Origin of the sequence: Anaerotignum lactatifermentans, assembly GCF_014982935.1 — a bacterium.
Taxonomy (GTDB): domain Bacteria; phylum Bacillota; class Clostridia; order Lachnospirales; family Anaerotignaceae; genus Anaerotignum; species Anaerotignum lactatifermentans.
This window is the reverse complement of sequence record NZ_JADCKK010000007.1, coordinates 37,853-61,589: the sequence shown is the minus strand read 5'-3', so window position 1 is coordinate 61,589 and position 23,737 is coordinate 37,853. Positions and strand designations below refer to the sequence as shown.

22 protein-coding genes and 1 other annotated feature are annotated in these 23,737 nt (G+C 48.0%); of the genes, 18 read left to right on the top strand and 4 right to left on the bottom strand.

Annotated features, from left to right (window positions below; all coding sequences use genetic code 11):
• Positions 1–197: 197 nt before the first annotated feature.
• The 15 genes from INF29_RS03140 to INF29_RS03070 all read left to right on the top strand — a co-directional run bounded on the left by INF29_RS03140 (position 198) and on the right by INF29_RS03070 (position 16,134).
• The gene (locus INF29_RS03140; RefSeq protein ID WP_193484541.1) at positions 198–791 is read left to right on the top strand and encodes a thymidine kinase; all 594 of its coding nucleotides are present in this window, start codon (positions 198–200) and stop codon (positions 789–791) included.
• Complete coding sequence (locus INF29_RS03135; protein WP_193484539.1) at positions 788–1,408, top strand: HD domain-containing protein; 621 nt, start codon at positions 788–790, stop codon at positions 1,406–1,408. The genes INF29_RS03140 and INF29_RS03135 overlap by 4 nt, the downstream gene beginning before the upstream one ends.
• On the top strand, positions 1,390–2,724 hold the full coding sequence (locus INF29_RS03130) for a TrkH family potassium uptake protein (RefSeq protein ID WP_193484537.1): 1,335 nt from the start codon (positions 1,390–1,392) through the stop codon (positions 2,722–2,724). The genes INF29_RS03135 and INF29_RS03130 overlap by 19 nt, the downstream gene beginning before the upstream one ends.
• A gap of 25 nt (positions 2,725–2,749) precedes the next feature.
• Positions 2,750–3,400, top strand: coding sequence for a potassium channel family protein (locus INF29_RS03125; protein ID WP_243184070.1), 651 nt, complete (start codon positions 2,750–2,752; stop codon positions 3,398–3,400).
• A gap of 1 nt (position 3,401) precedes the next feature.
• Positions 3,402–3,845 (top strand): GNAT family N-acetyltransferase, encoded by a 444-nt coding sequence (locus INF29_RS03120; RefSeq protein ID WP_193484535.1) that lies wholly within the window; start codon positions 3,402–3,404, stop codon positions 3,843–3,845.
• 180 nt (positions 3,846–4,025) lie between these two features.
• A complete protein-coding gene (gene secA, locus INF29_RS03115) occupies positions 4,026–6,605 on the top strand; it encodes a preprotein translocase subunit SecA (RefSeq protein WP_072849155.1) in 2,580 nt (859 codons plus the stop codon).
• A gap of 15 nt (positions 6,606–6,620) precedes the next feature.
• Positions 6,621–7,739, top strand: a complete 1,119-nt coding sequence (locus INF29_RS03110; protein WP_193484533.1) for a GNAT family N-acetyltransferase — start codon at positions 6,621–6,623, stop codon at positions 7,737–7,739.
• Between the two features lie 45 nt (positions 7,740–7,784).
• Positions 7,785–8,889 (top strand): peptide chain release factor 2 gene (prfB, locus tag INF29_RS03105; RefSeq protein WP_096348611.1). Its coding sequence is split into 2 segments (ribosomal slippage): positions 7,785–7,859 and positions 7,861–8,889, totalling 1,104 coding nucleotides; the frame shifts between segments, so codons are not numbered across the junction.
• 40 nt (positions 8,890–8,929) lie between these two features.
• Positions 8,930–9,913 carry an RluA family pseudouridine synthase gene (locus INF29_RS03100; RefSeq protein WP_193484531.1) on the top strand — a complete coding sequence of 328 codons (984 nt, stop codon included), beginning with the start codon at positions 8,930–8,932 and terminating at the stop codon, positions 9,911–9,913.
• A 21-nt stretch (positions 9,914–9,934) separates the two neighbouring features.
• Entirely contained in the window at positions 9,935–10,669 is a 735-nt protein-coding gene (locus INF29_RS03095; RefSeq protein WP_193484529.1) for a nucleotidyltransferase family protein, read from the top strand.
• Positions 10,670–11,001: 332 nt separating this feature from the next.
• Positions 11,002–11,979 carry a 50S ribosomal protein L11 methyltransferase gene (gene prmA, locus INF29_RS03090; RefSeq protein WP_072849163.1) on the top strand — a complete coding sequence of 326 codons (978 nt, stop codon included), beginning with the start codon at positions 11,002–11,004 and terminating at the stop codon, positions 11,977–11,979.
• Positions 11,980–11,982: 3 nt separating this feature from the next.
• Positions 11,983–12,708 carry a 16S rRNA (uracil(1498)-N(3))-methyltransferase gene (locus INF29_RS03085; protein WP_054328827.1) on the top strand — a complete coding sequence of 242 codons (726 nt, stop codon included), beginning with the start codon at positions 11,983–11,985 and terminating at the stop codon, positions 12,706–12,708.
• 13 nt (positions 12,709–12,721) lie between these two features.
• Complete coding sequence (locus tag INF29_RS03080) at positions 12,722–13,876, top strand: cysteine desulfurase family protein (protein WP_193484527.1); 1,155 nt, start codon at positions 12,722–12,724, stop codon at positions 13,874–13,876.
• Positions 13,877–13,885: 9 nt separating this feature from the next.
• Positions 13,886–15,061: a tRNA uracil 4-sulfurtransferase ThiI gene (thiI, locus tag INF29_RS03075; protein ID WP_022255389.1), complete on the top strand. Its 1,176-nt coding sequence runs from the start codon at positions 13,886–13,888 to the stop codon at positions 15,059–15,061.
• Positions 15,062–15,213: 152 nt separating this feature from the next.
• Positions 15,214–16,134 carry a stalk domain-containing protein gene (locus INF29_RS03070; RefSeq protein ID WP_193484525.1) on the top strand — a complete coding sequence of 307 codons (921 nt, stop codon included), beginning with the start codon at positions 15,214–15,216 and terminating at the stop codon, positions 16,132–16,134.
• A gap of 357 nt (positions 16,135–16,491) precedes the next feature.
• On the opposite strand, the gene INF29_RS03065 is transcribed toward INF29_RS03070, so the two are convergent.
• From INF29_RS03065 to metG, 3 genes are all read right to left on the bottom strand, one after another.
• Positions 16,492–17,283, bottom strand: coding sequence for a G5 and 3D domain-containing protein (locus INF29_RS03065; RefSeq protein WP_193484523.1), 792 nt, complete (start codon positions 17,281–17,283; stop codon positions 16,492–16,494).
• Between the two features lie 357 nt (positions 17,284–17,640).
• On the bottom strand, positions 17,641–18,396 hold the full coding sequence (locus INF29_RS03060; protein WP_193484521.1) for a TatD family hydrolase: 756 nt from the start codon (positions 18,394–18,396) through the stop codon (positions 17,641–17,643).
• Positions 18,396–20,375 carry a methionine--tRNA ligase gene (gene metG / locus INF29_RS03055; RefSeq protein ID WP_193484519.1) on the bottom strand — a complete coding sequence of 660 codons (1,980 nt, stop codon included), beginning with the start codon at positions 20,373–20,375 and terminating at the stop codon, positions 18,396–18,398. The genes INF29_RS03060 and metG overlap by 1 nt, the downstream gene beginning before the upstream one ends.
• Before the next feature lie 71 nt (positions 20,376–20,446).
• Positions 20,447–20,684, bottom strand: a binding site (T-box leader).
• Positions 20,685–20,846: 162 nt separating this feature from the next.
• Here metG and INF29_RS03050 point away from each other — a divergent pair.
• Positions 20,847–21,080, top strand: a complete 234-nt coding sequence (locus tag INF29_RS03050; RefSeq protein WP_193484517.1) for a hypothetical protein — start codon at positions 20,847–20,849, stop codon at positions 21,078–21,080.
• 473 nt (positions 21,081–21,553) lie between these two features.
• On the opposite strand, the gene INF29_RS03045 is transcribed toward INF29_RS03050, so the two are convergent.
• On the bottom strand, positions 21,554–22,669 hold the full coding sequence (locus tag INF29_RS03045; RefSeq protein WP_022364769.1) for an aminopeptidase: 1,116 nt from the start codon (positions 22,667–22,669) through the stop codon (positions 21,554–21,556).
• A gap of 143 nt (positions 22,670–22,812) precedes the next feature.
• On the opposite strand from INF29_RS03045, the gene INF29_RS03040 reads away from it, so the two are divergent.
• Positions 22,813–23,160 carry a NifB/NifX family molybdenum-iron cluster-binding protein gene (locus INF29_RS03040; protein ID WP_072850554.1) on the top strand — a complete coding sequence of 116 codons (348 nt, stop codon included), beginning with the start codon at positions 22,813–22,815 and terminating at the stop codon, positions 23,158–23,160.
• A 9-nt stretch (positions 23,161–23,169) separates the two neighbouring features.
• Positions 23,170–23,679, top strand: coding sequence for a YqeG family HAD IIIA-type phosphatase (locus tag INF29_RS03035; protein ID WP_193484515.1), 510 nt, complete (start codon positions 23,170–23,172; stop codon positions 23,677–23,679).
• The last annotated feature ends 58 nt before the right edge of the window (positions 23,680–23,737 follow it).

Sequence of the window (23,737 nt, the reverse complement as noted above, 5' to 3'; positions counted from 1 at the left end):
TTTCTGATGAATTGAAATGGTGTTATTTCCCCGAAAAAGTATGTGAAAAACATATCAAAGTCAGTATAATACTTTTTTCAAAGAAAGAAAACAGTTTTGTGTTGTTTATTTTTTGTGAAAGTTCATTTTTTACCTCGCCACCTGCAAAGTTTTGTGATATGATAATCGGACAATAGAGGAAAAAAGGAGGGTTTTGCGTGGCAAAACTGTATTTTCGATATGGCGCCATGGGCAGCTCTAAGTCTGCACAGGCACTGATTACCAAGTTCAATTACGAGGAAAAGGACATGCAGGTATGGCTCATGAAGCCTGCGGTAGACACCAGAGATGGGGAAGGCGTGGTGAAAAGCCGCATCGGTCTGGAAGCCCCTGCTTATGTGGTGACAGCGGATGTGGATTTGTTTGCCCTGTTCCAGAAAGGAGAGCGGGAAAAACAGTTCTATGACGTCATCATCGCTGACGAAGCCCAGTTCTTCCAGCCGGAACAGATTAACCAGCTCCGGGACATTGTGGATACCTATAATGTACCTGTGTTCTGCTATGGTCTGCGGACAGATTTCCGCACAAAACTGTTCCCCGGCAGCGCCCGTCTGCTGGAAATCGCCGACTCCATCACAGAACTGAAGACTGTTTGCAGCTGCGGCAGCAAAGCCATCGTAAACGCCAGACTGGATGGAGAAGGACATGTCATCACCGAAGGGGAACAGGTCATGCTGGGCGGCAATGAAAGCTATGAACCCATGTGTTATAAATGCTGGAAAAAAGCGCTGGAAAAGGAGAAGGAAGCATGACGCCGAGAGAATTCATTGATTTTCTGCATCTGGCAGAACGGCTCAAAGACAATACCCGTCATTCCACCACCAGTCAGGGGCGTCCTGAAAGCGTGGCAGAACACAGCTGGCGTGTGGCGCTCATGGCAATGCTCCTTTCTGGAGAAGCGGAAGGCGTAGACCTGAATAAAGTGCTGCGGATGTGCGTTATTCACGATCTGGGTGAAGCCATCACCGGAGACATTCCTTCTTTCTGGAAAACGGAAGCGGATGCGGCAAAAGAGGACAAAGAAGTCTTTGCCCTGGCGGAAAGCCTGCCGGAACCTGTCAGAAGCGAATGGAAAGAATTGTTTGCGGAAATGATAGAAATGAAAACGCCGGAAGCCCGTGTGTATAAGGCATTGGACAAGCTGGAAGCAGTTTTGCAGCACAACGAAGCGCCTTTGTCCACATGGATTCCTTTGGAATATGAACTCAATCAGACTTACGGCATGGAAGAAGCCAAAGCGTCCATTCCTTTTCTGGAAGCGGTGCGCAATCTGGCAGTGACAGACACCAAAGAAAAATTGCAGAAAGAATCAACATTATCAATCGGGGAAAAGAGAAGGTGTAATAAGAAATGGTTCGTTCACGAATGAGACTTTCCAATTTGCAGATCGTTGCCCTGGGATACTTTCTGGTGATCCTCACGGGGACGCTGCTTTTGATGCTGCCTATTTCCACCCAGGAGGGTCAGCCGCCTACATCGGTGCTGGATGCCCTTTTTACAGCGGTATCCGCTTCCTGTGTAACAGGACTGGTGGTGGTGGATACAGGCACCCATTGGACAGTGTTTGGACAATTGGTCATACTGGGACTTATCCAGATCGGGGGACTTGGTTTCATGACCATCTCTCTGGGCTTTCTGCTGCTGATGCGAAAGCGTATCGGTCTGCGCCACAGGGAAGTGATGGTGGAAAGCATCAACTCCATGCAGATCGGCGGCGTTGTACGCCTCACAAGAAAAATTCTTTACGGTACCCTGCTCTTTGAAGGGCTGGGCGCGTTGTTCCTTGCCATCCGGTTCATACCACAGTTTGGCTGGAAACAGGGGGCATACTTCAGTGTGTTCCACTCCATATCCGCCTTTTGTAACGCGGGCTTTGACCTTTTTGGCAATTACAATTCCATTGTGGCTTATGCTGACGATGCACTGGTGAACTTCACCCTCATGGGGCTTATCACCATGGGTGGTCTGGGCTTTCTGGTTTGGGAGGATCTGTGGCAGAAAAAATGGTCTTTCCGCCATCTGCGCCTCCAGACAAAAATCGTACTGAGTACATCCTTTGCCCTGACCGTTGGCGGCGGCTTTTTGCTGCTGATGTTGGAGCGGAACAATCTGAATGTGGATATGAGCAACAGCGAAAGACTGCTCACAGCCCTTTTCCAGTCCTGTACCGCCAGAACGGCAGGCTTTAACAGCGTCGATCCCGGTGCCATGACCAGCGGCAGCAAAATGCTCATGATGCTTCTCATGTTCATCGGCGGCAGCCCCGGTTCTACTGCCGGCGGCATCAAGACCACCACACTGATGGTCATTCTCATGTATACACTGGCTGGGGTGCGTCATGCCCGCAGTGCCAATATTTTTGGCAGACGGCTGGAAGAAGACGCATTGCACAAAGCCATTTATGTATTTTTTGTCAATTTGATTTTTGTGATCCTTGGTACCATTGCTATTTGCAGTGTGCAAAATCTGGAACTGACGGATGTGCTTTTTGAAGCCTTCTCCGCCATGGGTACCGTAGGCATTTCCACAGGCATCACCAGAGAATTGGAGGTATTCTCCCGTCTGGTCATCATTTTCCTCATGTACTGCGGCAGGGTGGGCAGTATTTCCTTTGCCGTAGCCCTTATGGAACGGAAAGCGGTGCCGCCTGTGACCATGCCTCTGGAAAAGATCACCATTGGATAATTTGGACATGTAACAGGAGGAAGTTATGGAAATGAAATCCTTTTTGATTATTGGTATGGGCTCTTTTGGTCATCATCTGTGCCGCTCTCTGGCAGAAAACGAATGTGAGATTATGGTAGTGGATAAGGACTCCGAAGCAGTGGAAGATGTGCTGCCCCTTGGCGTCAGCGGACGTGTGGGGGACTGCACCAACATTGATGTGCTCCGCTCTTTCAGTATTGACCTGTTCGACGCCTGCTTTGTCTGCATGGGTACAAACTTCAAAAACAGTTTGCAGATTGCAAGCTTCCTGAAAGAACTGGGGGCGAAAAAGGTTTATGCCAAAGCAGACGAAGACATTCAGGCAAAATTCCTGAAAAGAAACGGCGCTGACGTTGTTATTTATCCTGAGAAAAACGTGGCAGAACAGATTGCCATTGCCGCAAGTTCTAACAATATTTTCGACTGCATCCCCTTTGTGGAGGATTATTACATTGCGGAAATCCGCCCCATGGAACGTTGGCTGGGCAGAACCGTCGTGGATGTCAACTTCCGTGCTCGCTATAATCTGAATATCGTAGCGGTGAAACAGGGGGAAAATGTGATTCCTATTCCCGGTCCCAACTACGTATTCAATGAAGACGAACATATCATGGTACTGGGACACATCAACGATATCCGCCGGGTGGCTTACTGATATGGAGCTGCGGCAGATTACCACGGGAAAAACGGACTTTATGGATTTGCTCCTGTTGGGAGATGAGCAGGAGGACATGGTCATGAAATATCTGGAAAGAGGAGAGATGGCAGCCCTTTTTGACGGGGAAGACGCCATTGCCCTTTCTGTTGTGACAAAAGAAGGAGAAAATCTGTGGGAACTGAAAAACATCGCTGTTTTGCCTGCTTTTCAGGGGAAAGGATATGGAAAACAGCTGGTGCGGTTCTGGCAGGAAAAACTGCAAGGACAGGGCATTTTGCAGGCAGGAACAGGAGAAACGCCCAAAACCATGGGATTTTACATGGCCTGTGGCTTCCAATTCTCCCATAGAATCACGGATTTTTTCGTTCATCATTATGACCATCCCATTGTGGAAGATGGCATACTGCTCAAAGATATGGTCTATTTTTCGTATAAACTGTAAAAAGTATGGGAAAGAAGTTACAATTTCCTTAAAGTTTTGTAAAGCCTTCGGTTTTCGGGCATTTTATGCTTGCGCCGAAGGCTGTTTTTCTGCTAAACTATAATAATGTAAAAGTATGCCTATGAGAAAGCATGGCTTTCCAAGGGACATACAGGAAAAAGAAAAAATGAGGTGAACCAAATGGGTTTATTGGAAAAAATATTTGGGAACTACAGTGAAAAAGAAATCAAGAAAATCAAACCAATCGTAAGCAAAATCGAAGCACTGGGTCCTGAATACGAAAAACTCTCTGATGAAGAACTCAGAGGCAAAACACAGGAATTCAAAGACCGTCTGGCAAAAGGCGAAACTTTGGACGATATTCTGCCGGAAGCATACGCTGTTGTAAGAGAAGCGGCTTCCCGTCCCCATGTACTGAACATGCGTCATTTCCCTGTACAGCTCATGGGCGGTATCGTGATGCATCAGGGACGTATTGCCGAAATGCGTACTGGTGAAGGTAAAACACTGGTGGCTACCCTGCCTGCGTACCTGAACGCACTGGAAGGCAAGGGTGTACACGTTGTTACTGTCAATGACTACCTGGCACAGCGTGACAGCGAATGGATGGGCGAAGTATTCCGTTTCCTGGGTCTGACCGTTGGCTGTATCCTCAACAGCATGGACAATAACGAACGTCGTGCCGCTTATGCCTGCGACATCACATACGGCACCAACAATGAATTCGGTTTCGACTACCTTCGTGACAACATGGTAGTCCGCAAAGAAAGCATGGTACAGCGTGACCTGCACTTTGCCATCATCGACGAAGTGGACTCCGTCCTTATCGATGAAGCCAGAACACCACTGATCATTTCCGGCAGCGGCTCCAAGTCCACAGACCTGTACCGTGTAGCCGATCTGTTTGTAAAACAGCTGAAAAAAGGCCGCATCTTGAACGAAGAAGAAGCCATGAACCCTCTGATGAAGGAAGAACTTCAGGAAGAAGGGGACTACATTCTGGATGAAAAGGCAAAAAGCGTTGTGCTGACACAGGAAGGTATCGCAAAGGCAGAAAAATTCTTCAATGTAGATAACCTGTCTGACCCCGAAAACCTGGAACTGCAGCACCACATCAACAACGCTCTGAAAGCAAACTACAACATGCATCTGGACAAAGACTATGTGGTACATGAAGGGGAAATCGTTATCGTTGACGAATTCACCGGCCGTATGATGCCCGGCAGACGTTACTCCGACGGTCTCCATCAGGCAATCGAAGCAAAAGAAAATGTACAGGTACGCCGGGAAAGCAAAACACTGGCTACCATCACATTCCAGAACTACTTCAACAAATATAAGAAAAAATGCGGTATGACTGGTACAGCGAAAACAGAAGAAGACGAATTCCGTAACATCTACGGTATGGACGTTGTGGAAATCCCCACAAACAAACCTGTTGCCAGAAAAGACCTGCAGGACGTTGTTTACCGCACAGAAGCGGGCAAATTCCGTGCTGTTGTTCGTGACATCGCAGAAGCTCATGCAAAAGGTCAGCCTGTACTGGTAGGTACCGTTACCATTGATAAATCCGAAGAACTGAGCAAACTGTTGAAACGGGAAGGCATCCCTCATCAGGTATTGAACGCAAAATACCACGCAAAAGAAGCGGAAATCGTTGCACTGGCTGGTCAGATGAACGCCGTTACCATCGCCACCAACATGGCTGGTCGTGGTACCGACATCAAGCTGGGTGAAGGCGTTGCGGAACTGGGTGGTCTGAAGATCATCGGTACAGAACGTCATGAATCCAGACGTATCGATAACCAGCTCCGTGGTCGTGCCGGCCGTCAGGGTGACCCCGGTGAATCCAGATTCTATATCTCTCTGGAAGACGACCTGATGCGTCTGTTCGGCTCCGAAAAGACCATGAAACTGGTTGACGCCATGGGTATGGATGAAGATGAACCCATCGAAGCAGGCATGCTGACAAAAGCCATCGAAAACGCCCAGAAGAAAGTAGAAGGCAACAACTTTGCCGTTCGTAAACATCTGCTGGAATACGACCAGGTTATGAACGAACAGCGTGAAGTTATCTATGGCGAAAGAAAACGTGTACTTTACGGCGAAAACCTTCGCGACAGCATCATGGGCATGATTTCCCAGACCATCGACCGCATCATCGACGCCCATATCAGCGATGAACAGATGCCCGAAGAATGGGATATGAACGCTCTGAGCGAATCTTTCTCCGCCATCATCCCTGTTGGCAGAATCAACATCAAAGAAGACGCTCTGGAAAAAATGACAAAAGACAAGCTGAAAGAAAACCTGAAAAAACTGGGTGTTCAGCTTTATGAACTGAAAGAAAAAGAAATCGGCGACGAAGAAAGAATGCGTGAACTGGAACGCGTGGTCATGCTGCGTGTCATCGACCAGAAATGGATGGATCATATCGACGATATGGACCAGATGCGTCAGGGCATTGGTCTGCACGCTTACGCCCAGAGAAATCCTCTGATCGAATATAAATTTGCTGCATACGACATGTTCGAGGAAATGAGCAACCACATTCAGGAAGACACCCTGAAGATCCTCTACCGTGTCCGCATCGAAACCGAAGCAAAACGGGAAGAAGTGCAGAAACCTATGTTCACCAACAAGGACGATTCCGCAGTGAAACAGCCTAAGAAACGTGCCGAAGAAAAAGTTGGCAGAAACGATCCCTGCCCTTGCGGCAGCGGCAAGAAATACAAACAGTGCTGCGGCAGAAACGCTTAATAAGCAGGTGAAACCATGAAAAAACGGATACAGCTGGTAAATTTGCCTTTTTATACCCAAAGAATGACCGCTGAAAACTGGCAGGAGGAGGGATTTCCCTCCCTTGCCGAGGCGGAAAGCTGGAGCGGCAGAGGCTGCGGCATCGCTTCCCTTCGGATGGTGCTGGAAGGCTTCGGCTGCGTCTGCGGCAGACAGGGAGAGATGATTTCCAAAGGTCTGGCGGCAGGGGCTTATAAAGAAGGCGTGGGCTGGATTCATGGAAAACTGGCGGAAATGGCTGGGGAATATGGTATTTTTGGAGAGGCAAAACGGGGCAAGAACCTTGCGGACCTCCAAAAAGACTTGGAAAACGGCTTTGTCTGCATCGCTTCCGTGACACCTTATTTCCGTTTTGGTCAGCAGAAACCGGACGGGAGTTTTTACGGAAAAGGCGGACATCTGGTGCCTGTGTATGGCTGTGAAACAGAAGGGGGAAAGGCAGCCTATTTTCTGCTTCATCATCCCTCCATGTATGCGGAATATAACGTGCCCCATTGGGCAGTTGCCGCCGAGGAGTTGGAACCTTCTTTTTCCGGGAATTATATCCGTTTTCGAAAAGCCGGCACTTTGCGGCAGGCAGAGGTATCAGACGCCCTTGTCATGAGCCGTATTTACGCCGAAAGCTGGAAAGTGGCTTTTCGGGGGAATGTGCCTGACGGTTTTTTGGATGGATTGTCCGAAAATCATTGGGTAGCCTTTTTTGAAAAAGCATTGACAGAAGGCAGCTTGTCTGCCAAACTGATTTTTGATAAGGAAAGAGCCGTGGGGGCAGTGGTTTATGGCGCTGCCAGGACAGAATTGCCCGCTGGGGGAACCCTTGTGGGAAACGGCGGCGATTACAGCGCCTTTGGCGAAGTGGCTTCTCTTTATCTTTTGCCGGAATATTACGACAAGGGATATGGCAGAGAGCTGCTGGAAAGCGTCAGGGACGAACTTCTGGGGACTTACGAAGGGGTTTACCTTTGGGTTCTGCGGGAGAATATGAGGGCAAGAGCCTTTTATGAAAAACTGGGCTTTGTGCCCACAGAAGATGCCTGTCTGTGCGACATAGACGGCAAAACACTTACGGATATTCGTTACGTTTATCATAAATAAAAAAACAACCAAAAAAATCTTATTTTTAAAGGAGTTGATTTTTGCATGTTCGAATTAGAACAGATCCGTCTGGGCCTTTCCGCTTATGACGAAAAATTAAAGGAAATGGGGGCTTCACTTTGACGTCGCTGGCGCCAAAGAGAAAATAGCCGAACTGGAAGAACTTTCTGCCGATCCTGATTTCTGGAACGATATGCAGAAGAGCCAGAAAACCTTGCAGCAGCTCAAAGCGCTGAAAAACAAGGTAGAACATTATGAAGGTCTTGTGACCAAATACGAGGATATCCTCACGCTCATTGAAATGGGCATCGAAGAAGAAGACGAAAGCATCTACGAGGAAGTCAAGGAAATGAACGATTCCTTCCTGGAGGAATACGAACAGCTTCACGTAGCCACCATGCTGGACGGGGAATACGACCGCAATAACGCCATCGTTACCCTCCACGCTGGTACCGGCGGCACAGAAGCCTGCGACTGGACCAACATGCTGTTCCGTATGTACACCAAATGGGCTGCGAAAGCAGGCTTTGAGGTGGAAGTGCTGGATATGCTGGACGGCGACGAAGCAGGTCTGAAATCCGTTACCATTCAGGTCAACGGCGAAAACGCTTACGGCTATCTGAAGTCCGAAAAAGGCATCCATCGTCTGGTGCGTGTATCTCCTTTCGACAGCTCCGGCAGACGTCATACGTCTTTCGCTTCCTGCGATGTTATGCCGGAAATCGAAAACGACAATGAGATCGAAGTCAAAGCCGACGACATCCGTATCGACACATATCGTGCCAGCGGCGCCGGCGGTCAGCATGTCAACAAAACATCTTCTGCCATCCGTATCACCCACTTCCCTACAGGGATTGTGGTACAGTGTCAGGATGAAAGAAGCCAGTTCAGCAATAAGGAACGTGCGTTCAAAATGCTGAAAAGTAAACTGCTGGCACTGAAAATCGAAGAACAGATGCAGAAACTGGCGGAAATCCGCGGCGATGTAAAAGAAATCGGCTGGGGCAGCCAGATCCGTTCCTATGTATTTATGCCTTACACCATGGTCAAAGACCATCGTACCGGGGAAGAAACCGGTAACGTAGGGGCAGTCATGGACGGCGACATCGACAACTTCATCAGTGCATATCTGGCTTGGATCCACAGCTAAAAACAAGCTGGGGAGGATTTCTCAAAGGAGTTTGGGAGAATTGAAAGAGATCAAGATCACCAAAAATGAGGAAAATCAAAGACTGGATAAATATCTGCTGAAATACTTCAACAAAGCGCCCAAAAGCTTTGTCTATAAAATGCTGCGGAAAAAACGCATCAAGCTCAACAAAGGCAAGGCAGAGGGCAGCGAGATGCTGCTGGAGGGGGATACCCTCCAGCTGTATCTGGCGGAAGAAACCATGGCAGGATTTATGGAGGAAAAGACCGTTCCTGTGGCAGAGCGTCACTTCGGCATTGTTTACGAGGATGATGACATTCTGGTGGTGAATAAACCCGCCGGGCTTCTGACCCATCCGGAAAAAGCGGAGGATCGGGATACCCTCACAGACCAGATTTTGTATTACCTCTACGAAAAAGGACAATACACGCCTTCTGCGGAAAGCGCGTTCACACCGGCAGTCTGCAACCGTCTGGACAGAAACACCAGCGGCATTGTGGTGGCAGGGAAAACCCTCCGTGCCGTGCAGGCAGTCAATGAAGCCATTCGCAGCCGGCGTATGGATAAATATTATGTTACATTGGTAAAAGGCGTAGTGGAAGAAGCGGGAGAAATCGACCTGTATCTTTCCAAGGATGAGGAGCATAATCAGGTGCGGACAAGCCATCAGGAAAAAGCGGGATACCGCCGTGCCCTGACAAAGTACCGCCCCCTTGCCCACACAAAGGACTATACTTTGCTGGAACTGCAGCTCATCACCGGAAAGACCCATCAAATTCGTGCCCACATGCAGGCTATGGACCATCCCGTTTTGGGTGACAGGAAATATGGCGATGCCGAAACGAACCGAAAGGTCAGAGGGGAGTTTGCCATTTCCAATCAATGTCTGCATGCTCGGAAAATCGTCTGGAAGGAAAAAGAAGGTTTCCTGTCCTATTTGTACGGAAAACAGATGACGGCGCCTTTGCCCAAAAACATGCAGGCTGTTTGTGACAGTCTGTTTGGCGAAGAAGGACACTTCTGATGAGGAAAGAGGAGTGATTTCATGAAAGCAATTATATTGGCGGCAGGCTATGCCACCAGATTATATCCTTTGACCATCAATACGCCAAAGGCATTGCTTCCAATCAACAAAAAACCAATCATTGATTATATCGTAGACGAACTGAACACCATTTCTGAGATTGACGAAATCTATGTGGTGACAAACAGCCGTTTTGCACAGCATTTCACAGACTGGGCAAAAACAGCGCCGGGGAAAACTCCCATTTCTGTGCTGGATGACGGCACCACCAGCGACGAAAACAAAAAAGGCGCGGTAGGTGATATTGGCTTTGTCATTGCTGAAAAGAAAATCGACGACGAACTGCTGGTTATTGCCGGAGATAACTTCTTCACTTACTCCCTGCGGGATTATGTGAATTATTACCGGGAAAAAGACCATGACTGTGTTTGCGTCAAGAAATGGCCCAACAAAAAGGAATTGTCCCAGTTCGGCGTGGCGCTGCTGGATGAAAACGGCAAGGTGCTGGATATTGAGGAAAAACCCAAACAGCCCAAGTCCGACACAGCGGTATTTGCCACCTACCTTTACAAACGGGATACTGTGCCCATGTTCCGGGAATATCTGGAAAGCGGCAACAATCCCGACGCACCGGGGAACTTCCCCGCATGGCTGTACAAACGCAAAGACGTGTACGCCTACACATTCTCCGGAGAATGTTATGACATCGGCACACCGGAAAGCTACCGGGAAGTTTGCCGCATGTATGAAAAATAAGAAACATTCTGGCAGAGGTGAGGCAGAAAAAGCCGACATAACGTTTCGGATCAGGGTGTCAAAAACTGGAGTTTACACTTTTGCAGAACTGCGGAAGGGATTGGGAAACGAAGCGTGTCCCAAATGAAATCCGCAGTCGGAATTTACTTCCGACGAGGAAAACAGCACGTTTCAAGGCATTTTTATGCCGATGGAACGTGCTGTTTATACATACAGTAACCTCGTCAAAATCCTGATTTTGACGAAGGGTGTCGATTTTTTCGACACCCTCAGCCGACACAACGTGTCGGATTTTTTTCGTAGTGGAACGGACAATAAGGAGGCAGAAGAACATGGAATGGATCGAAGTATTTGTAGCCACATCCCAGATGGGGCTGGAGCCGGTGGAAGGCGTGCTGTACCAGTGCGGTCTGAATGGGCTGATGATTCACGACGAAGCGGATTTTGCGGAATTTCTGGAAAATCCCAATAGAGAATGGGACTATGTTGCCGATGAACTGGTGGAAGAAAAACAGGAACAGACCACAGGCATCACCTTTTTCCTGCGTGATAACCTCTATGGCAGAGAACAGCTGTCCCAGATCAAAAGCGCACTCCAGAGCGTGAAAGAAACAGAAAAAGAACTGGATCTGGGTTCTTTGGAAGTGACCATGAAAAACGTAGCGGAAGAAGATTGGGCAAACAACTGGAAGAAATATTTCAAACCCTTCCCCGTCGGCGATAAAATCATGATCAAGCCCTCTTGGGAAGAACTGCCTGCCCAGACAGATAAAATCATCCTGAAAATCGACCCCGGTCATATTTTCGGTACAGGCACCCACGAAACCACACAGCTTTGCATGGAGCTCATCGAAAAATATGTGAAGAAAGATGATATGGTACTGGATATTGGCTGCGGCAGCGGTATCCTGTCCATCGCTTCTCTGCTGCTGGATGCAAAAGAAGCCGACGCTGTGGATATTGACCCCAATGCCATCCAGATCGCTTATGAAAACAGCGACAGAAACGATATCGACCGGAGCCGTTACCATGTAAAAGCCGGCAATATTCTGGAAGACAAAGAACTGCAGGCGTCTTACAGCGGCAAAAAATACGATTTGGTGGCTGCCAATATCGTGGCAGACGTTATCATCGCTTTGACAAAACAGGTGCCTGATTACATCAAAGACGGCGGCATTTTCCTGTGCAGCGGCATCATCACCGAACGGAAGGAAGATGTGCTGGAAGCATTGAAAGCCGCAAACTTCGCTGTGCTGGACATCAAGGAAAAAACAAGCTGGGTTGCCATTGCTACCCGTTATGAGGGATAAGCCATGCCGAAATTTTTTGTGACACCACAGGACATTGTGGGGAAGAAAATCACCCTGACAGGGGAAAATGAAAAGCATATCAAGACCGTGCTCCGGGCAAGAGAAGGGGAAGAAATCACTGTATGTGATGGGGAAGGAACGGACTATCAGTGCCGCATCCTTTCTCTGGAACGTGGTGTGGTGACGGAAGTCCTTTCCTCCGCCCCCTGCGATGTGGAGCCGGAAACGAAAATCACCCTTTATCAGGGATTGCCTAAAGCGGATAAAATGGAATGGATCATCCAGAAATGCGTGGAATTGGGTATTGAGCGAATCGTGCCCGTTTCCACGGAAAGAGCCATTGTGAAGCTGGACAAAAAAGAAGGCAAGAAGCTGGAACGCTGGCAGAAAATCGCCGAAGCCGCCGCCAAACAGAGCGGACGTGGCATCATCCCTCAGATGGGAGAAAGCGTCCTGACCTTTAAGGAGGCTGTGGCGGAAGCGGCAAAGCTGGATGGAGCACTGATTCCTTATGAAAAAGAGGAAGAAAGAGGCATCCGCCAGTTTGTGCAGGGCTTTTCCGGTAAGACCGTAGGGGTCTTTATCGGACCGGAAGGCGGTTTTGCGCCGGAGGAAATCCAGTTGGCACAGGAAGCAGGCATTCTGCCAGTGACACTGGGCAAACGAATCTTACGGACGGAAACGGCGGGCATGACCACCGTTGCCTTGTTGTTGTATGAATTGGGCTAAGGAGGAAAGAGAAATGATTTATTTCGATAATGCCGCCACCACAAGAGCGCTGCCCGAAGTGGCGGAAAAAATGACCTATATGCTGTGTGAAAACTTTGGGAACCCTGCTTCCGTCAGCGTCATGGGGCTGGAAGTGGAAAAGGAAATCCGCAAAGCGGCGGAAATCCTTGCCAATGGCATCCGTGCCAAAGAAGAAGAAATTTTCTTCACCAGCGGCGGCACAGAAGGGGATAACTGGGCTATTTACGGCACAGCGGAAGGCTATGCCAGAAACGGCAAGCACCTCATCACTACAGCCATTGAACATCCCGCTGTAAAAAATCCCATGAAGCATCTGGAAGAAAAAGGCTATGAAGTGACATGGCTGGGCGTAGACGAAAAGGGACATATTTCTCTGGAAGAACTGGCAAATGCCATCCGTCCTGACACCATTTTGGTGAGCACCATTCTGGTGAACAACGAAACAGGTGTCATTCAGGATGCGGCAGCCATTGGGAAACTCATCAAAGAAAAAAATCCCAATACCCTGTACCATGTGGACGCCGTGCAGGCTTTCGGCAAATACCCCATTGATGTACAGAAAATGAAAATCGACCTGCTGACCATGAGCGGTCATAAAATCCATGGCCCCAAAGGCGTAGGTATGGTTTATATGCGCAAAGGTCTGAAAGTACGTCCCTTCATTCTGGGGGGCGGTCAGCAGAAAGGTCAGCGTGCAGGTACAGAAAACGGCGCCGGCGTGGCTGGTCTGGGGGTAGCGGCAGACGTTGCCTTCCGTTCCATGAAAGAAAGCATCGAACATGTGAAAGAAGTAAAGAAAACCCTTATGGATGGCATTCTGGCAATGTCTGACACACAGGTCAACGGGGATGGACTGGAAGAAGCCAGCCCTTATGTACTGAATGTGACATTCAAAGGCCTGCGCAGTGAAGTATTGCTGCACAGCCTGGAAAGCAAGGGGATTTTCGTATCCGCAGGTTCTGCCTGCGACAGCAGAAAGAAAATCGGCAGCCCTGTTTTGACAGCCATGGGTATGCCTTTTGAAGAAATCGAAGGGGCGGTACGTTTCAGCTTCTGCCGGTACAATACCGTGGAAGAAGCCAAAGAATGTCTGAAAGCGCTGGAAGAAACGGTACCTTTCCTGCGTAAAATCAACCGACAGAGATAAGGAGGAAGTATGGCGGATAAAGTATTGCTTGTAAAATTCGGGGAAATTGCCATGCGTGGCGATAACCAGTATATCTTCATCAATCGTCTGATTCTGGCGATTCGCAGAAATCTGGACCCTGTGGGAAATTATTATGTCGTAAGAGAACCCGGTCGCCTCATTGTGGAAGACCGTGGCGGCGAAATGGACTATGATTTGGTGATTCCCAGAGTAGAGCCTATTTTCGGTCTGGTGGCACTGTGCCCCGGTATCCGGTTGCAGGAAATGTCCATGGACGCCATCAAAGAAGAAGCTCTGCGCCACATGCAGGAGCTCTACGGCGATAAACCCATGACATTTAAGGTAAACGCTCGTCGTTCCAATAAGGGTTTTGGCGTGGCATCTATGCAGATTGCGGCGGATGTAGGGGAATACATCCTCGACCACATGCCTAACATGACTGTAAATGTGAAAACACCTGACGTTGTGCTGAACATCGAAGTGCGTAACCGCATTTACATGTATTCCAAAATCATCAAGACTTACGGCGGTCTGCCCTACGGCAGCTCCGGCAAGGGCGTTTCCCTCCTTTCCGGCGGGATCGACAGCCCTGTTGCCACATGGATGATGGCAAAACGTGGGGTGGAAGTGGAAGGCGTATACTTCCATAGCCCTCCGTATACAAGTGAATGGGCAAAACAGAAGGTTATCGACCTGGCAAAACGCATTGCGGACTTTACCGGCGAATTTAAGCTCTATGTAGTGCCTTTTACGGATTTGCAGCTGTATCTGCTGGAAAATGTGCCCCATGATAAGCTGACCATCCACCTGAAACGTGCTATGATGCGTGCGGCGGAAAAAATCGCCGAAAAAGATGGCGCATGGAGCCTGATCACCGGCGAAAGTGTAGGTCAGGTAGCCAGCCAGACCATGCAGGGCATCTATGCCATCAACGCAGTCTGCAATATGCCCGTACTGCGTCCTCTGGCAGGTATGGATAAACAGGAAATCATCAACATTGGTACCAAGATTGGCACCTATGACATTTCCATTCGTCCTTACGAAGACTGCTGCACCATTTTTGTGGCAAAACACCCCCAGATCAAACCTCGTCTGAATGTCATCGAACGGATTGAACGGAAACTGACAGATTTGGACAAATATCTGGAAGAAGCCGTGGAAAACGCGGAAATCATCGAACTGTAACATAGAAACATCGGTATGCTCAGTTTTTAGAGTATGCCGATGTTTTTTTATGGGGAGGAAAAATGTTCTTGTGGAGGAACACTTTCCTTGTTATAATGGGCTTGTATCTGTGTGGATACAAAAAAATGTTTATGTATTAGGAGGGGTTATTTATGAAAAAAAGAAGTATGAGGGGGCTGGCTGCGGCACTAGTGCTGACCATGGCACTGCCTGTAACAGCTTTCGGGGCAGAAACCGTGCAGGTGGACGGCTATGACAGAATGGAAGGGGAAGCGGCTGAATATCAGCTCAGCATCTCCAATGTGACTGGCAAGACCACTGTGGCGGGAAAGGAAGCTTATGTGTGTCAGGCACCTGTGAAAGTCAGTGCTGTGGACGAGCTGCAGACTTTTGAAGTGACAAAGTATCTCAGTGCCGGAAACGCGCTGGCAGCCCAAGGAGTTATGCTTCCTGACGGCTACACACAGGAAAGCTGGGACGCTCTCTATTTTGACAGCGAAGGAGAGGCTGTTGTAAAAGTTGGCACCACTTATACCATCAAAGAACCTGGCATCTATCGTGCCCTTGGTATGTATCCTGCCATTGCAGGCGGCGCGGAAGTATATCTGGTGGTGGAAGGCAATGGACAAACAGCGGCAAGCCTGACAAAGCCCCAGTATACCACAGCTACACCCAGTACAGCCAAAGTACTGGTAAATGGCAAGAAAGTGGCTTTTGACGCTTACACCATCGGCGGCAATACATATTTCAAACTGCGTGACGTAGCGGCAGCTGTCAATGGCACAGCGAAGAGCTTTAACGTGACTTGGGATGCAAAAGCCAAAGCCATCAGTTTGCAGGGTGGTACAGCTTACGTGGCAGTAGGCGGCGAACTGGCAGCAGGGGACGGCACCGCAAAACAGGCACTGCCTTCCGCTGCACCTGTGTACAGAGGATGGATGGAATACGCAATGCCTGCTTACACCATCAACGGCAGTACATACTTCAAACTGCGTGACCTGTGCAGTTTGATGGATATTGCTGTAGGCTGGGACGATGCTACAAAGACCATCACTGTAGACAGCACAAAATAAGGAAATCCAGAAGGAACATGGAAAATCCATGTTCCTTTTTCTATGGAAAAAAGCGTAAAGGGGATACCCTAGCTTGAAAACGTCAAAAAGGGGGTTTTTAGAGGCGTTTTTATATTTTATGGGGAAAGTTTCATGGAAGGGGGTAAAAACCCCTGAGAGTGGCTTATAATGGAAATAAGATGTATACAGGATACAAAATTGTACGGAGTAGGAGATTTTGATAAAAATGAGGGCATTTTTTAGGAGAAAGGGGATTTTGAAGGGGAGAAGAAAGACGAAAAGAAAAGCGCCCGATCTCTCGGACGCTGTTGCTATTTTTTGTGGTATATGATGTTTTGTATTCTATTTCAACGGGTCTTATTCCAGAACGTATACAGTTACGTTTCTAACACCCCAGCTGTATGCTTCGGAAACGCTGTCCACACATACATCCAGTCTGCCGCCTTTGATGGCGCCGCCAGTGTCTGCGGCAATGGCTACGCCGTAACCGGGCACGTATACTCTGGAGCCCAGAGGGATTACTTTAGGGTCAACGGCTACTACGCCTCTGCCGGCTTTCATACCGGTGGCTGTAACGCCGGTGCAGCCTGCGTCATAAGGTGTGTAGGCTGTTGCTTTTACATTGATTGCTTTGGAGTAGGTATAACCATTGATGACATTTTCGGGACCTACTTCCACGATTTTATCTACGGGTTCGGTAACAACCTTTTCTTCTACGAAAACGGTTTCTACCAGTTCTGTGCCGTGATAGATTTCTTTGTTGATAACAGTTGCGGTGCCGTTAACACCTTCCTGTACCACGCGGGATTCACCGCTTTTCAGATTGTTGTTTGTGCGTTCTACTGTTTCGTAGGGCACTGTTTTTGTTGTGGAAACTGTTTTTTCTGTTACGGATGTGAGAGTCAGTTCCATATCGTCTACCAGTACATCGCTTTCATCTGCGTTTGTTACGATGTATTCTGTTTCCACGTTTTCCGCAAGGTCAGCCATCAGTTCACCGACCGTCGTCTTATCTGTTGTCACCATGCGGGGTACACCGTCCATATCCAGTAATACGGACTGTGTGTTTTTGTCATAAGCGGACGCTGTGCCGCAGCCGATTGCTAAAATAGATACCACGATAGCAAATACTCTAAGATGTTTTTTCATTGTTTTCCTCCTTGAACGTTGGTTCCTTTTTTCTGTACCACTCTTTTTTGTGGGTAAAAATGAGTGGGAGCCGAAAAGGATTGGGGTTGACGGTTCGGAAAAAATTCTGCGTCTTTTCTCCAAGGCCGCCTGGCGTTCCTCTCGTATTCAGATGATAGACATTAGATTTTATGCCTTTCCCGAAAGACCTTAGGGGTCATTCGGTATCGCAGTCGTAAGGGATGGAAGTCGTCACTTCTATCGATAAATTTCGTTAAATTCACAACTGCAAAAAATGAAGATATACCATAACGATATACCTTCATTTTTATTACGTTGCTTATATTAACATATTTGTAACATTTATGCAACCCTTTTTTAAAAAAAGAGCGATTTTGCGTTATCAAACGTAATTTTTGCGACATCTTCCGGTGACAATTTCTTAATTTCCGCAATCTTTTCGACAACAAATTGTAAATTTCTGGAGTCGTTACGTTTGCCGCGGTTGGGGTTAGGTGCCAGATAAGGGCTGTCTGTTTCGATGAGAATTTTTTCCATGGGGATTTTATCCACCACTTCCACCAGTTTTTTGGCGTTTGAGAAGGTCACTACCCCCCCAACACCGATAAAAAAGCCCATATTGACATAATCTTGCGCCATTTGCCATGCACCGGAGTAACAGTGGATGACACCCCGGCGGATGGGGCTGCTTTTGATGATGTCAAAGGTCTCCTGAGAAGCATCTCTGGAGTGAATTATTACAGGTTTGTTAACAGATTCTGCAAGGCGTAATTGCTGGCGGAACCAGAACTGCTGCAGTTCTCTGGGACTGAAATCGTAATAATAATCCAGACCGATTTCGCCGATAGCAACCACCTTTTCATGAGCCGCAAGGCGGCGGAGTTCTTCGATGGTCTGAGAGGTCATTTCGCTGACTTCGTGAGGGTGTACGCCGACGGAAGCGTAAATGTAGTCATATTTTTCAGCCAGACGGATGCTCTCTTTGGAGCTTTTCAGGTCGCAGCCAATATTGACTACATGGTCAATACCGCAAGAGGGGAGAAGCTCTAAGAGCTTCTCCCTGTCTTCACGAAAGCGTTTATCGTCATAATGTGCGTGAGATTCGAAATACATCAGCTGATGCTGCTCCCGCTTGCAAAGTCTTTGTCGTCTGTTGTCAGAACGCTCAGTTTGCCGTCTCCGTCTTCGGCACACAGAATCATTCCGTAAGACATTTCACCCATCATTTTTCTGGGTTTCAGGTTATAAGCAACCACAACGCGTTTGCCTACCAGTTCGCCGGGGGCATAAGCGTCTTTGATGCCGGAGAAGATAACTCTTTCTTCGTCACCGATTTTGATCACGTTGCGCAGCAGTTTTTTGGAGCCTTCTACTTCTTTGCTTTCCAGCACTTCGCCTACTTTCAGCTGTACTTTGCAGAAGTCTTCAATGGTGATTTCTGCAGGGTATTCGCTTTCAGCTTCTGCTTTCTTTTCCGCTTCTTTTTTCTGCTGGTTTGCAACGGATGTTGCCTGAGAAGCTTTGATAGCTGCTTCCAGTTCTGCCAGTTCTTTCTTCATATCAATTCTAGGGAACAGTGTTTCGCCTTTCTGTACTTTCAGTTCAGCAGGCAGTACGCCCCATGTTTTTGTGCTGTCCCAAGCAGTTGCGTCGCCTTCTGTGATGTTGTACTGTGCCCAGATTTTTGCAGGTGTGTTGGGCATGAAAGGCTGAATCAGGATAGAAACGATACGGATGCTTTCTGCAACGTTGTACAGCACGTTTGCCAGTTCTGCTTTCTTTGCTTCGTCTTTGCACAGAATCCAAGGCTGTGTTTCGTCGATATATTTGTTTGTACGGCGAACCAGATTCCAGATTTCTACCAGAGCATCGCTGAAGAACATTTTTTCCATAGCGTTTTCCACTTTTTCTGTGGTAGCCAGTGCAACAGCTTTCAGGTCTTCATCAAAAGGTGTTGCAGTGCGTTCTGCGGGCAGTGTGCCGCCGAAATATTTGTCAATCATACCAACGGTTCTGGAAACCAGGTTGCCCAGGTCGTTTGCCAGGTCGGAGTTGATACGCTGAATCAGTGCTTCGTTGTTGAAGTTGCCGTCCTGACCGAATGCGATTTCACGGAGCAGGAAGTAACGGATGGCGTCTACGCCGTATTTGTCAACCAGTACGTTAGGGTCTACAACGTTACCAACGGATTTGGACATTTTGCCGCCGTTGATAACCAGCCAGCCGTGACCAAAGATCTGTTTAGGCAGAGGCAGATTCAGAGCCATCAGCATTGCAGGCCAGATGATGGCGTGGAAACGTACGATTTCCTTACCAACAACGTGTACGTCAGCAGGCCAGAATTTTTTGAACAGGCTGTCATCTTCTGTGCCGTAACCCAGAGCAGTGATATAGTTGGACAGAGCGTCTACCCAAACGTATACGATGTGTCCGGGGTCAAATTCTACAGGTACGCCCCATTTGAAGGAGGTACGGGAAACAGCCAGATCTTCCAGACCGGGTTTCAGGAAGTTGTTGATCATTTCGTTCTGGCGTGTGTTGGGCTGCAGGAATTCGGGATTTTCTTCCATGTATTTGATGATTCTGTCCTGATATTTGGAAAGACGGAAGAAATAGCTTTCTTCTTTCAAGAGTTCCACATCACGGCCGCAGTCGGGGCATTTGCCGTCTACCAGCTGATGTTCTGTGAAGAAGGATTCGCAAGGTGTGCAGTACCAGCCTTCATAGGAGCTTTTGTAGATGTCGCCCTGATCGTAGAGCTGTTTGAAGATTTTCTGAACGGTTTTTACATGGTAATCGTCTGTGGTACGGATGAATTTATCATAGGAGATGCAGAGTGTGCTCCACAGTTCCTTGATGCCTTTGACGATTTTGTCGGTGTATTCCTTGGGTGTCATGCCCTGACCGTTGGCGATACGTTCGATTTTCTGACCGTGTTCGTCGGTACCTGTCAGGAACATAACGTCGTAGCCACGCAGTCTTTTGTAACGTGCCATGGTGTCTGTTGCAACGGTACAGTAGGAATGACCGATATGCAGCTTATCACTGGGGTAGTAAATGGGTGTGGTGATATAAAATTTTTCTTTTGCCACAAATATCTCTCCTTTTCAATGGTTTTCTACAAAAATGGAAGATGGCACACAATAAAAAAACCGCCCTTTCTGCAAAGGACGGAAGTGACCGTGTTACCACCTTAGTTTATCTTTTTTTCACAAAAAAGACCTCAGCAGGTACAATAAATACCCTCACGCAGTAACGGGCGCAACCCGTCGCAGCCTATGCAAAAGCAGTCGGTGCGAAGCTCCAAGGCCATGTTCAGCGTCATTCCTGCGCCCCTTTTCAGCTTACCGGGGCTCTCTGTGGCATTTTGTGCCGCCTACTCTCCTTTTCATTGCTGTTGTCCCTTGCATTTTACTATATTTTGGGCTTTTCTGTCAACGGATATACAGGGAAAAGGAGAAATAAATGGTTTTTGTGGAAAAAAATTATGCCACAGGATTGTGGCATTTTCCCATGAAAGGGAAAAAGGTGTGATACCATGGGCAAAAGGAGGGGAGAAAAACGTGGAAAAACCATTGGATGTATTGCAGGATTTATACCAGAAAACAGACCTGGTGCGAAGCATCCTTTCCCTTTTGCTGGATGCCATGACCGCAGGCTGTGACCCATGGAAAACGCCTTATGTGGTAACGGTGTCCCACATGACAGAGATGGTGGAGGAGATACAGACGGAACTTTTGGCAGCAACGGAGGAGCTGTTTCGGGAGAGGCGAAAGGCGCAGAAAACGGATATCTAAAGCAACTTCCCCTCAAGAAAACATTGGTTTTCTTTTTTCTTGATTTCTTAAGGGGAATTGCGATGGCTGTCTTCATAAGAAAACATATCCATTATAAACTAGTAAAAATAAGAAAGCTGAAATCCTTCATATATGAAAAGGATTTCAGCTTTCTTTGTTTTCTTATGAAGATGCCCCTAAGGGCTAGTGTCCTTCGGAGAGGTACTTTTGGCGCAAAAGTACCCAAAACTTGGGGACCTTTCCCATGGTCCCCAAACCCCCACAGGCGACCAAAGGGAAAGATTTTCCCTTTGGAAACCTTTTCGCCAGTCCGGTGCGGACTGGGAGAGTCGGAAACGACAACATAGGGATTTTGAAAGAGCAGAATTTGCCCCAAATTTTTCTATTTTCTTCAAAAATATGCGAAAAAAACAGCCTTTCTCTGTTTGAGAAAGGCTGTTTCTACTATTATTATGTTTCCTGCTGAAACAAAATTACATCAGATTTTCAGGATTCAGGCATTCCAGTTCGGGCAGTACGAAACGGCCATCTTTGCGGATGAGCACATCGTCGAACCAGATTTCGCCGCCGCCGTATTCCGGTGTCATAATCAGCACCAAATCCCAGTGGATAGCGGATTTATTGCCGTTGGGTGCGTCGTCGTAGCAGTTACCGGGAGTGAAGTGGATGCTGCCGGAAATCTTTTCGTCGAACAGGATGTTGTTCATGGGTTTTGTGATATAAGGGTTTACGCCGATGGCAAATTCACCCACATATCTTGCGCCTTCGTCGGTGTTGAAAATGTGTTCCAGACGTTCTTTGTCATTGCCGTCGCAGTCGATGATTTTCCCGTCTTTGAATGTGAGTTTTACATTTTCAAATGTAAAGCTGTTGTATTCGGAAGGGGTGTTGTAAGTGATAACGCCGTTGATGGAGTCGCGAACGGGGGCGGTGTAGATTTCCCCGTCGGGAATGTTGCAGGTGCCGGCGCATTTCACTGCGGGAATGTCCTTGATGGAGAATGTCAGGTCGGTGCCTTTTGCCACCAGACGAACTTTGTCTGTGCGGTTCATCAGGTCAACGATGCTGTCCATGGCTTTGGACATTTTGCCGTAGTCCAGATTGCATACATTGAAGTAGAAATCTTCAAAGTCTTCCAGACTGGTGTGTGCGGACTGTGCCATGCCGTTTGTGGGGTAGCGCAGTACCACCCATTTTGTATGGGGCACGCGGATTTCATGGTGGACAGGCGCAGAGTAATATTTTTCGTAAATGCTCTGTTTTTCGTTGGGCACGTCTGCCTGTTCGGTGATGTTGTCTTCACCACGAACGCCGATGAATGCGTCCATTTCGTTCATGAGCAGGCTGTCTGCCTTTGCCATGAGCTCCATCTGTTCTTTTGTGGCGCCCAGCAGCAGTTCACGTTCCAGAGAGTTTGTCATCAGCTGCAAAAAGGGTGTTGCGCCGATTTTGTATACTTCTTTGATGATGGCTTTTACCAGCGGCGCCGGATGGATGCCGTTCTGGTGAATCATGACTTTTTCGCCTTTTTGCAGGCGGCAGGAATTATGCACCAGATTATAAGCCAATTGTTCAATTCTAGGGTCCATATTTCAATCTCCTTTCGATGTAAACTTCTGTATTCGTTCCTATTTTACCCTTTTTCGGTGAAATACGCAAAAAAAATTACGGGAAAATTTGACACGCCCCCAAAGGATGGATACAATAGGACAAAGAAAGGAAGGTGTGGGTCATGCGGGTTGCCATTCCCACAAAGGACGGGGAGATTTTTCTCCGGTACAGCGAAACGAAAGAATTTACAGTCTATGATGTGGAAATCGAACTGGTGAAGGCAAAAGAAGTGGTGCCCTTGGGGGATAAGACCATTGCGGAGTTTCTCACGGAACAGGACATCAATGTGGTGCTCTGCGCCAATATCCGGTCGGCAGGTAGAACCCTGCTCCGCACCAAGCGCATTGAACTGATTTACGGCGTGACGGGAAACGCCGACGAAGCCATGATCCGCTATCTCAGCGGGGAGCAGCTGGGAACGGTGGAGGAAAACGCTTTGCTGCGTATTGAACTGGACGAGAGGATATAAGGAGGCAATATGATACTGGAACGTTTTTTCCCTGATTTGTACATTCAGTCCATTTATGACCTGCCTTTGGCGGAGCTGAAGGAAATGGGCATACGGGGACTGGTATTCGACATCGACAACACGGTGGCGCCCTTTGATGTGGCAGACCCGGATGAAAAGCTCATTGACTTTTTTGCCCAGATGCAGGACATGGGTTTCCGCCTGTGCATCCTGTCCAATAACAACAAAGAACGGGTGCATCGCTTCAATAAGCCCCTGAAAGCCCTTGCTATCCACAAAGCAGGCAAGCCTAACCCCAGAAAAATGAAACAGGCATTGAAACGACTGGGGCTGGTGCCCCGGGAAGCGGCAATGGTAGGCGATCAGGTATTTACGGATATGTGGTGCGGCCACAGAGGCGGTCTGTACTGCATCATGACAGCGCCCATCTGCGACCGTGACCAGCTCATCACAAAGGTAAAACGCGGGGCAGAGCGGAAAGTGATGCAGGTTTATTTCAAGAGAAATGGCATGATCTGAGCCAAAAAGATGGTTTTTTTCAGATTATGTATTGAAAAAACATTGATTTTCCATTAAA

What these genes read in the sequence shown, in the direction of transcription:
- INF29_RS03135 (WP_193484539.1), top strand. Translation starts at nt 788, where the DNA reads ATGACGCCGAGAGAATTCATTGATTTTCTGCATCTGGCAGAACGGCTC.
- INF29_RS03130 (WP_193484537.1), top strand. Translation starts at nt 1,390, where the DNA reads ATGGTTCGTTCACGAATGAGACTTTCCAATTTGCAGATCGTTGCCCTG.
- INF29_RS03125 (WP_243184070.1), top strand. Translation starts at nt 2,750, where the DNA reads ATGGAAATGAAATCCTTTTTGATTATTGGTATGGGCTCTTTTGGTCAT.
- INF29_RS03120 (WP_193484535.1), top strand. Translation starts at nt 3,402, where the DNA reads ATGGAGCTGCGGCAGATTACCACGGGAAAAACGGACTTTATGGATTTG.
- secA (WP_072849155.1), top strand. Translation starts at nt 4,026, where the DNA reads ATGGGTTTATTGGAAAAAATATTTGGGAACTACAGTGAAAAAGAAATC.
- INF29_RS03110 (WP_193484533.1), top strand. Translation starts at nt 6,621, where the DNA reads ATGAAAAAACGGATACAGCTGGTAAATTTGCCTTTTTATACCCAAAGA.
- INF29_RS03095 (WP_193484529.1), top strand. Translation starts at nt 9,935, where the DNA reads ATGAAAGCAATTATATTGGCGGCAGGCTATGCCACCAGATTATATCCT.
- prmA (WP_072849163.1), top strand. Translation starts at nt 11,002, where the DNA reads ATGGAATGGATCGAAGTATTTGTAGCCACATCCCAGATGGGGCTGGAG.
- INF29_RS03085 (WP_054328827.1), top strand. Translation starts at nt 11,983, where the DNA reads ATGCCGAAATTTTTTGTGACACCACAGGACATTGTGGGGAAGAAAATC.
- INF29_RS03080 (WP_193484527.1), top strand. Translation starts at nt 12,722, where the DNA reads ATGATTTATTTCGATAATGCCGCCACCACAAGAGCGCTGCCCGAAGTG.
- thiI (WP_022255389.1), top strand. Translation starts at nt 13,886, where the DNA reads ATGGCGGATAAAGTATTGCTTGTAAAATTCGGGGAAATTGCCATGCGT.
- INF29_RS03070 (WP_193484525.1), top strand. Translation starts at nt 15,214, where the DNA reads ATGAAAAAAAGAAGTATGAGGGGGCTGGCTGCGGCACTAGTGCTGACC.
- INF29_RS03065 (WP_193484523.1), bottom strand. Translation starts at nt 17,283, where the DNA reads ATGAAAAAACATCTTAGAGTATTTGCTATCGTGGTATCTATTTTAGCA.
- INF29_RS03060 (WP_193484521.1), bottom strand. Translation starts at nt 18,396, where the DNA reads ATGTATTTCGAATCTCACGCACATTATGACGATAAACGCTTTCGTGAA.
- INF29_RS03045 (WP_022364769.1), bottom strand. Translation starts at nt 22,669, where the DNA reads ATGGACCCTAGAATTGAACAATTGGCTTATAATCTGGTGCATAATTCC.
- INF29_RS03040 (WP_072850554.1), top strand. Translation starts at nt 22,813, where the DNA reads ATGCGGGTTGCCATTCCCACAAAGGACGGGGAGATTTTTCTCCGGTAC.
- INF29_RS03035 (WP_193484515.1), top strand. Translation starts at nt 23,170, where the DNA reads ATGATACTGGAACGTTTTTTCCCTGATTTGTACATTCAGTCCATTTAT.